We start from the raw sequence: 8,196 nt of genomic DNA, 5'->3' as shown, positions 1-8,196 counted from the left end.
CTGTATTCACTGGGGCCGCGGCGCTGGCTGAAGCCTCTGCCGCTGTGGGGGCTGGCGTTGTTCCTCCTGCCGCTGGCCATGGACGGCCTGACGCAGGTGCTGGGCCTGCGGGAGAGCACGCCGGCACTGCGCGTGCTGACGGGCCTCACCACCTCTGCCGGCACCGTCTGGTTCGTCTACCCGTACATCGAGGCCGCCATGCTGGACCTGCGGCGGGAGCTGGTGCGCAAGCTGAAAATAGAACAGCCTCCCGTGGGCTAGATTCCCACGGGAGGCTGTTCTGCGGTTCAGGTGGCCGCCGGCTCCTTGTGCGGCGCCTCCTCCGAGAAGATGTTGGTGCCGGCTTCGATGAAGTCCTTGCGCCAGGCCTCCTCCAAGATCGCCGCCGCCTCCTGCGAGTAACGGTCCAGGCCGGCGGCCAGCTCGCCCACCAGCGTCTCGGCCCCCGGATGCGTCGGATAGGGATGATAGGTCTGATATATCTCGCGGAACACATGCGGATGGTCGATCAGCATGCAGGGGCGCAGAAGGTTCTCGCTGTACGGCTGGCGGGCGCGAATGCCGCGGAAATAGGGCGACTCCAGCACCTCTTTCAGGCTCTTCTCCTTGATGTTGTCCACGGCGAAATGGGTGAAGATGCACGGTTCGACATCCCCGCGCGAGGTGATGTGGAAGTAATCCCTGCCGGCGGCAATGCACCCGCCCACATAGGGCGCGTCGTTCCAGAAGTCTATGACGAACATGGGGTATGTGGCGCGGATGCGCGCCGCACCCATGCGCCGGAGCAGATCGCGCTGTTCGGGCGTGGGCATCAGGGACAGGTCGGGGTCCCGCCCCACCGGCATGTACAAGAAGTGCCAGCCGATGCAGGCGCCCCTTTCGACCAGCATGCGGTTGAATTCGTCGCTGATAATGGTGTCCACGTTGCAGCGCGTCACCATGGCGGAGAAGCCAAAGATAACGCCGTTCTGGCGCAGGGCGTCCATAGCGCGCATGATGGTTTGGAAGGTGCCTTTGCCTCGCCGGCCGTCGGTCTCCTCCTCGAAGCCCTCGATGCTGACCGCCGGCACGATGTTGCCCAACCGCGCGATGCGCTTTACCGTGTCCTCATCCAGCAGAGTGCCGTTGGTGTAAATCTGGAACAGGGTATCGCGGTGCTTCTCGTAGATGGGCCACAGGTCGTCGCGGATGAAAGGCTCGCCGCCCAAGATAGTGACGAAGGAGATGCCCATCTCCTCGCCTTCGGTCAGCACGCGGTCGATGACCTCCGCCGGCAGGTCGTCCTTGCGGGTGTATTCGCCGGCGTAACAGCCGGCACAGCGCAGGTTACAGCGCATTGTTGGGCTGATGAGCATGGCCCACGGCGGGCGATAGCCGTAGCGCTCAGTGTACGCATCGCGCTTCACCTTGGCCTCGCCGAAGCTCTGGTTGAAGAACAAGTTGTACAGGAAGCGGTAGCGGCACTCGGGATTGGTCTCGCGGAACACCCGGCGGATGAGCTGAGCCAGCGGCGTATTCCGACGCCATCCATCCCGCAGGGTCTGCAGGATGGTTTTCTCGCGGTAGCTGGTGGCCAGGCGTTCCATGACCGTCAACAGATACTCGAAATCCCGGTCGGATGCCCGGCCGAGGAAGCCGGAAATGGAACGCAGTATCTGCTCCGTGGTCATTCGCTTCAAGCTTCTCATCATCGCTCACCTCCTCGTCTATGACAGGATGGTGCATGAAAGATGTAAGCTAGCACGCTGGCGAATCCTATAATTTGACGATGAACGGGCGAGGTATATTCGGAGCCGTAAGACTACGTTGGGGATAATGCGGGATGAGGTGACAGTCACCTCGCAAGTGACTGTCACCGGAGTGAAAGCTTTATTTCGCGGCGGCGCGCTGGCCGGCCTCCGTCAGAGTCCAGATGCGCCCGCCGCCCACCAACTGGCAAAGCCCGTGATAGGCACAGCCGGCGCATGCCGTGTCGCAGGACGCGGTGAGCGTTTTCACATAGCCCATACGCTCCAGGTCCTCCAGCATGGCTGTGACGAGCTGGGGGGTGACTCCCAATTTGGCGGCCAGTTCGTCCAGATGCAGGGGACTGCCGGCGGCCAGCTCACGCAGTAACTGTTCCAGCATGCTCGTTCTCCCGCTTCAAGGCAGTATCAACAGGGCAAGCCGATACACCAAAATGCCCATGGTGAATGAGATGACCAGCAGGCCCAGGATATTAGCAATGGTCCATTTCCAGGAGCCGGTCTCCTGGCGGATGGTGGCCACCGTGGCGACGCAGGGGATGAACAGGATTTGCACCACCAGGAAGGCCAGGGCAGAGGCCGGCGTCACCGCAGTGCTCAACCGCGCAACGAGGCCGGCCTGGTCCGCACCGGCGTACAAGATGGCCATGGTGGCAATGGCGTTCTCTTTGGCCACGAAGCTGCTCAGCAGTGCCACCAGCATGCGCCAGTCCAGCCCGAGGAGCGCCCCCAGCGGAGCTGCCCAGCGGCCGAAGGTGGCCAGGTAGCTCGTCTCGATATTGCCGGCCGGCAGGGTGGAAAGCGCCCACATCACGACCGACATAATCAGGATGAGCGTGCCGGCCTTGCGCAGAAACTCCTGCACGTGCTGCCAGACCTGCAGGGCAATGGTGCGCGCATTCGGCTTATGATACAGCGGCAGTTCCATAATGAAGGCGGCGCGCTCCCCTTTCATCATCACCTTGCTCAACAGCAAACCCGCCAGCGCCAGCACAAGCAGGCTCATGGCCACCAGTCCCCAGGCCACCAGCGCGGCAGACCGGCCGAAGAACACCGGCGTCAGGAAGGCGATGACCGCCATGCGGGCCGCGCAGGGCACCAGCGGGGCCAGCATAATGGTCAGCAGTCGGGAGCGCGGCGTGTCGATGATGCGGGTGCCCATGACCGCCGGCACGTTGCATCCAAAACCCAACAGCAGGGGCAGGAAGCTTTTGCCGTGCAAGCCCATCATGTGCATGAAGCGGTCCATGACGAAGGCGGCACGCGCCATATAGCCGGTATCCTCCAGCAGTGCCAGCACGGTGAAGAAGATGACCAGGATGGGCAGGAAGGTGACGACCATGCCGGCGCCGCCCAGCACGCCGTCCACGATCACGCCGCTCAGCCAGGCCGGCGCCCCGGCCAGCATGGCGCTCAGCCATCCCCGCAGGCCGTTGATAATGACGGTGTCCAGCCATTCCTGAATGGGCGAGCCGATGGTGAAGGTCAGCCAGAAGACGACCCCCAGGACGCCGGCCAGGATGATCAGCCCCCAGAAGGGGTGGGTCGCCCAGCGGTCCAGCCGGCCGGTGAGGGTGATCTGGCCGGCCTGCGGCCGCACCACCGCGGCGCGCACCATGCGTCCCACCCATTCATAGCGTCCGCTGGCCACGGCCATCAGGGCATCGTCGTGTTGAGCCAGGAGGGCATGCACTTGCTGACGGATATCCGCCGGCAGGTGGCTGTCCATCAACTCGGTCAGATGTCGGTCGCCCTCCAACAGTTTGAGGGCCACCCAATCGGGCGGGTAGGGGGCCGGCACATACGGACAGATCAGCTCCTTGACCCGCTCCAGCACCTGCTGATGGTCGGCGCGCACCTGCGGCAGTTTCGGCTCATACGGGATCTCCCCGCGCGCCAGCCGCACCACCACATCTACCAGTTCCCGCACGCCGCGGTTCTTGGTGGCTACCATGGGCACCACCGGCACGCCCAGGGCGGCTTGGAGCACCTCCGGTTCGATGTGCACCCCTTCCTGCTCCGCCACGTCGATCATGTTCAGCGCCACCACCACGCGCGAGGGCAGGGGCAGGAGCTCCGCCACCAGGTACAGGTTGCGTTCCAGGGTGGCGGCGTCCAGCACCACGACCACCACATCCGGCCGTTCCTGGATGATGTACTCGCGAGCGATCAGCTCCTCCAGCGAATTGGCGGTCAGGCTGTAGGTGCCGGGCAGGTCTACCAGTTGAATTTGCAGGCCGTCATAGCGGAAATAGCCCTCTTTCTTCTCCACCGTCTTGCCCGGCCAGTTGCCCACATGCTGATTCAGACCGGTCAGCAGGTTGAAGAGGGTGGATTTGCCGACGTTGGGCTGGCCGGCCAGGGCTACCCGCAGTTCTGCCGGTTGGGACGGCCGAGCAGTCGTCGTGACCGAATGACAAGACATCACTGGTGCCTTCATGGCATATCGTCCTCATGGATCATTATGCGTCGGGCCGGCGCGATACGAACGTGCGCTGGACAAAGCGCGGGTCAATGCGTGCCGCGGTCTTCTCATCCGCCTGCACGAGGATATGGCGCGCTTCGCCGCGGCCGAGCGCAATGCGTGCATCGCGCACCTGCACGATGAGCGGGCCGTGCCCGAAGTTCTGAATCATGGTCAGCGGCGTGCCAGGGGTAAATCCCAGCGTGGCCAGCCGGCTGAGGATGCCGTGGCCGCCGACGATCTCCTGCAGGAGCACCGTTTCGCCGGCCGGCACGACGTCCAGAGGAACGATGGCTTTCTTGGTCTCCGCCATAGGCTGTTGTGTTATCCTCCTTGATTTTCTGCGTTGTGGGATGCGGCGATATGCACCAGGATGCGCTCCGCCAGCGGCCGGCCGATGGCCTTGCGCTCGCCGTCCAGTTCGATGGTCACCGGGCCGTCGAACGGGGCAATCTCGACCATAGTGACCCGCACGCCGGGGCGCAGTCCCAGGCGATCCAGATACTCCAGCATCTGGGCGTTGTCCTCGGGGACGCGCTCGATCTCCGCGCTTTCGCCGGCCGCCAGCTCCAACAGTGGGCGTGCCGCTTCATCCTCGCAGGCACACGCTTCCTGCCCGATGGGGTGGCCGTGGGGGCATTCCTGCGGGTAGTTCAGGAACTGGGCCAGGCGGTCCGACACTTCTTGGGAAGTGACGTGTTCCAGACGTTCGGCCTCCTCGTGCACGCGCGCCCAGGGGAGGCCGAGGGAGTCATGCAGGAAGCGCTCCCAGAGGCGATGCCGGCGGAAGACGTTCTGCGCCGCGCGCAGGCCGGCCGGCGTCAGCGATACTCCCCGATAGGGGGTGTACTCCACCAGCCCCTGCTCCGCCAGCTTGCGGATCATTTCATGCACGGATACCGGCGATATCCCCAGGCGAGAGGCCAGCGCGCTGGTGGACACCGCCCCCTGCATCCCGCCCATCTTGCATATGGTCTTCAGATAGTCTTCCGCGCTCTCGCTGTGCAGCATGCTTACCCCCGCTCTCTTTCAATTTGAGGGTGTGATGAAAAATTTTATAAGGCATGCCTAATTATAATAGAGAAGGTAAACCTTGTCAACCGCGCCGCCCGCGGCATACCCATTCGGAAAACTTGCTTGTCCTGGAGCACGTTGTGCTCTATAATAGGGTCAAAGCGTACTGGCAGTGCATGCCAAGGAGGCAAAATGATGAGAGCCCGCAGTGAGAGGGCAAGAGCCGCTCGCCGGCTCAGGCTGTTCATATACGCCCTGATGGTGGCGCTTTCACTGGTGAGCTCCTGGAGCGCGGAGGCGCAGGCGCCGGCCGGCCGGGTGGATGTGCTGACGGTCTCCGGCGCCATCACTCCCATCATTCAGGGATATATTACCCGCGGCATCGAGCAGGCGGAAATGGACGGCGCGGCCGCCCTGGTCATCCAGCTCGACACCCCGGGCGGTTCTGTGGAGGTGACCAAGGCCATCACACAGCGCATGCTGGCGGCGCGGGTGCCCATCGTGGTGTTTGTGGCGCCGGCCGGCGCGCACGCCGCCTCGGCCGGCACCTTCATCACCCTGGCCGCGCATGTCGCCGCCATGGCGCCCGGCACGAGCATCGGAGCGGCCAGCCCGGTCGCCGGCGGAGGCGAGGAACTGCCCGAGACCTCCAAGGAGAAGGCCATTTCCATCCTGGAGGCCGATTTGAAGGGCCTGGCCCGCCGGCGCGGCGAGAAAGCGGTGGAATGGGCCGGCCAGGCGGTGCGCGAAGCGCGCGCCTCGACTGCTGAGGAAGCCCTGGAGTACGACGTCATTGATGTCATCGCCAACGATATCGACGACCTGCTGGCCAAGCTGGACGGCCGGCAGGTGGTGGTCGCCGGCGAGACCATCACCTTGCACACGGCCGGCCTCCCCTGGCAGGAGATCCCCCTAGGGGCCATCGAGCGCTTTCTGCATGCCATCACCGACCCCAACATCGCCTTTATCCTGATGACGCTGGGCCTGAACGGCATCTTGTTTGAGCTGGCCAGCCCGGGCGGCTATGCGGCCGGCATCATCGGCGGCATCTGCCTGGTCCTGGCACTGTACGCCCTGGGAGTGCTCTCGGTGAACTACACGGGCCTCATTTTCATCGTGTTGGCATTTGTGCTCTTTATCCTGGACATCAAGGCGCCCACGCACGGCGTGCTGACCGCCGGCGGCATCGCCTCCTTCATCCTGGGCACGCTGGTGCTGTTCAGCTCCTCATACATGCCCATCTCCCTCTCGCTGGTCATCACCGTGGCCCTGGCGACGGGTGCCTTTTTCGCTTTTGTGGTGGCGAAGGCGGTGGGGGCAATGCGCCGGCGGCCCACCACCGGCGAAGAAGGGATGATCGGGGAGCTGGCCGAGGTGCGGTCGCCGCTGGTACCGGAGGGCATGGTCTTCGTCCAGGGCGAGCTGTGGATGGCGCGCAGTCAGGATGGAACGTCCATCCCGGCCGGCGAAAAGGTGGTGGTGGTCGGGCGCGAGGGGTTCCGCTTGATCGTACAGCCCGCCGGCGAGGCATCGGCGCCGTCTGCCAGCGCATCAAAGGAGGCGTCATGACGGTGGAGCAGATTGGCCGGCGCCTGCGCACCTTCTATAAGGTGCGCAGTTTCCACATTGACGTGTACGGCCACGTCAACAATGCCGAGTATCTGCGCTTTGCGGAGATGGCGCGCGATGACTTCATGGAATATCTTGGCCTGACGGTGCCGCAGTTACTGGATGCCGGCGTGCGCCTGGTCATCGCCGAGACGCGCGTGCGCTATCTGCGGCCGGCCGTTTACGGCGACACCCTCGAAATCTGGGGCTGGATCAGCGAGCTGGGGCGCGTGCGCTCCGTGTGGGAGCAGGAGATGCGGCGCGCCGGCACGGAGGAGGTCCTCACGCATATCTGGTCGCGGGTGGCCTGTCTGGATGCGGGGAACCGCATCATCCCCATCCCGGCGGCACTGCGCCAGGTGCTGGAGCGGGTGCTGGAGCCGGCAGGGAACCCGCCGGCCTAACCCGTCAGCCCATCCAGGTGGCAGGTATCGTTCAGCCGGGCCAGCACAGCCCAGCCGTCGGGGAAAAGGTGCAGTTCCGAGATCGACCCATGCGTCATGCGGAACTTCCAGCGCGCCTCCGAGGGCAGGCCCAGTGTAATCTGTAACAGGATTATCAGGGACCCGCCGTGAGCGACGACGGCGATGGTTTGCTCATCGTGCTTCGCCCGCACCTCATCCAGCCAGGCCCGCACGCGCTCCCGCAGTTGTGTATCGGTTTCCCCGCCCGGCGCGGAGAACCGTTCCGGCGCGCGCAGCCAGGCTTGATAGGCCTCTGGGTCGCGCTGGCGAATTTCTTCGAACGTATGCCCTTCCCATTCCCCGAAATTCAGCTCCCGGAGGCGAGGTTCCTTGATGATTTCCAGCCGGCGCGGGACCGCCAGCGGAATCGCGGTGTCGACGGCGCGCTGGAGGTCGCTGGCGTATACGGCATGGATGGTCTCGCCGGCCAGCCGGCGGCCCAGCGCCTCCGCCTGCCGGCGGCCCAACTCGTTCAACGGCACATCGGTCTGTCCCTGATAGCGCAGTTCCGCGTTCCATAGGGTCTGTCCATGACGGATGAGCAGAAGGCGCAGCATGATCCTCTCCCATGAAGCGAAGTGATGCTATCACAGTGTACCACAGCGCGGTGCGTGGGAAAAATTTGTCCGCGCGGGTACATCGAGGGGATGCGCATATACTGGGGACGAATACTCAGCAGAGGGCCGCCGCGGGGGCCGGCCCCTGCGATCCAGGTTGGCTCATTCGCCGGCGGCGAAGAACGGGGATTCCTCCTCGGCCGCCGAGAATTCCGCCAGCTCGGCAAGGGCCTGCAGGGCTTCCTGGGCTTCCTGCTCATTCAGCCGGCTGATGGCGTAGCCGGCATGCACGATCACATAGTCGCCCACCTGAACGTCAGGGGTAAAGGCCAGACACACCTCGC

The 8,196-nt window shown here is 64.3% G+C and carries 10 protein-coding genes; 3 read left to right on the top strand and 7 right to left on the bottom strand.

The genetic code is table 11. From position 1 onward, the window contains the following. Window positions 1-261: DUF2085 domain-containing protein (locus H5T60_08695; GenBank protein MBC7242509.1), on the top strand; the 261-nt coding region annotated here is incomplete at its 5' end. 26 nt (window positions 262-287) lie between these two features. Here the strand turns inward: H5T60_08695 and H5T60_08690 are convergent. The 5 genes from H5T60_08690 to H5T60_08670 form a co-directional block, all read right to left on the bottom strand. Continuing rightward, window positions 288-1,691: a radical SAM protein gene (locus H5T60_08690; protein ID MBC7242508.1), complete on the bottom strand. Its 1,404-nt coding sequence runs from the start codon at window positions 1,689-1,691 to the stop codon at window positions 288-290. A 178-nt stretch (window positions 1,692-1,869) separates the two neighbouring features. Next, window positions 1,870-2,127 carry a MarR family transcriptional regulator gene (locus H5T60_08685; protein ID MBC7242507.1) on the bottom strand — a complete coding sequence of 86 codons (258 nt, stop codon included), beginning with the start codon at window positions 2,125-2,127 and terminating at the stop codon, window positions 1,870-1,872. A gap of 15 nt (window positions 2,128-2,142) precedes the next feature. After that, window positions 2,143-4,185 (bottom strand): ferrous iron transport protein B, encoded by a 2,043-nt coding sequence (feoB, locus tag H5T60_08680; GenBank protein ID MBC7242506.1) that lies wholly within the window; start codon window positions 4,183-4,185, stop codon window positions 2,143-2,145. A gap of 22 nt (window positions 4,186-4,207) precedes the next feature. Next, on the bottom strand, window positions 4,208-4,522 hold the full coding sequence (locus H5T60_08675) for a ferrous iron transport protein A (protein ID MBC7242505.1): 315 nt from the start codon (window positions 4,520-4,522) through the stop codon (window positions 4,208-4,210). 11 nt (window positions 4,523-4,533) lie between these two features. Further along, complete coding sequence (locus tag H5T60_08670) at window positions 4,534-5,220, bottom strand: metal-dependent transcriptional regulator (GenBank protein ID MBC7242504.1); 687 nt, start codon at window positions 5,218-5,220, stop codon at window positions 4,534-4,536. A 198-nt stretch (window positions 5,221-5,418) separates the two neighbouring features. Between H5T60_08670 and H5T60_08665 the strand changes: the two genes are divergently transcribed. After that, window positions 5,419-6,792 carry a nodulation protein NfeD gene (locus H5T60_08665; protein MBC7242503.1) on the top strand — a complete coding sequence of 458 codons (1,374 nt, stop codon included), beginning with the start codon at window positions 5,419-5,421 and terminating at the stop codon, window positions 6,790-6,792. Next, entirely contained in the window at window positions 6,789-7,235 is a 447-nt protein-coding gene (locus H5T60_08660) for an acyl-CoA thioesterase (protein MBC7242502.1), read from the top strand. The genes H5T60_08665 and H5T60_08660 overlap by 4 nt, the downstream gene beginning before the upstream one ends. Here H5T60_08660 and cobC read toward each other — a convergent pair. Then, window positions 7,232-7,852, bottom strand: a complete 621-nt coding sequence (gene cobC / locus H5T60_08655) for an alpha-ribazole phosphatase (protein MBC7242501.1) — start codon at window positions 7,850-7,852, stop codon at window positions 7,232-7,234. The two genes, H5T60_08660 and cobC, sit on opposite strands and share 4 nt — an antisense overlap. 162 nt (window positions 7,853-8,014) lie before the next feature. Then, a partial coding sequence (locus H5T60_08650) for a HypC/HybG/HupF family hydrogenase formation chaperone (GenBank protein ID MBC7242500.1) occupies window positions 8,015-8,196 on the bottom strand: 182 nt, incomplete at its 5' end.

It is taken from the genome of Anaerolineae bacterium (assembly GCA_014360855.1).
In the GTDB taxonomy this organism is placed as follows: domain Bacteria; phylum Chloroflexota; class Anaerolineae; order JACIWP01; family JACIWP01; genus JACIWP01.
Note: the sequence above shows the minus strand (reverse complement) of the source record. Positions and strands in the feature narration are given on the sequence as shown.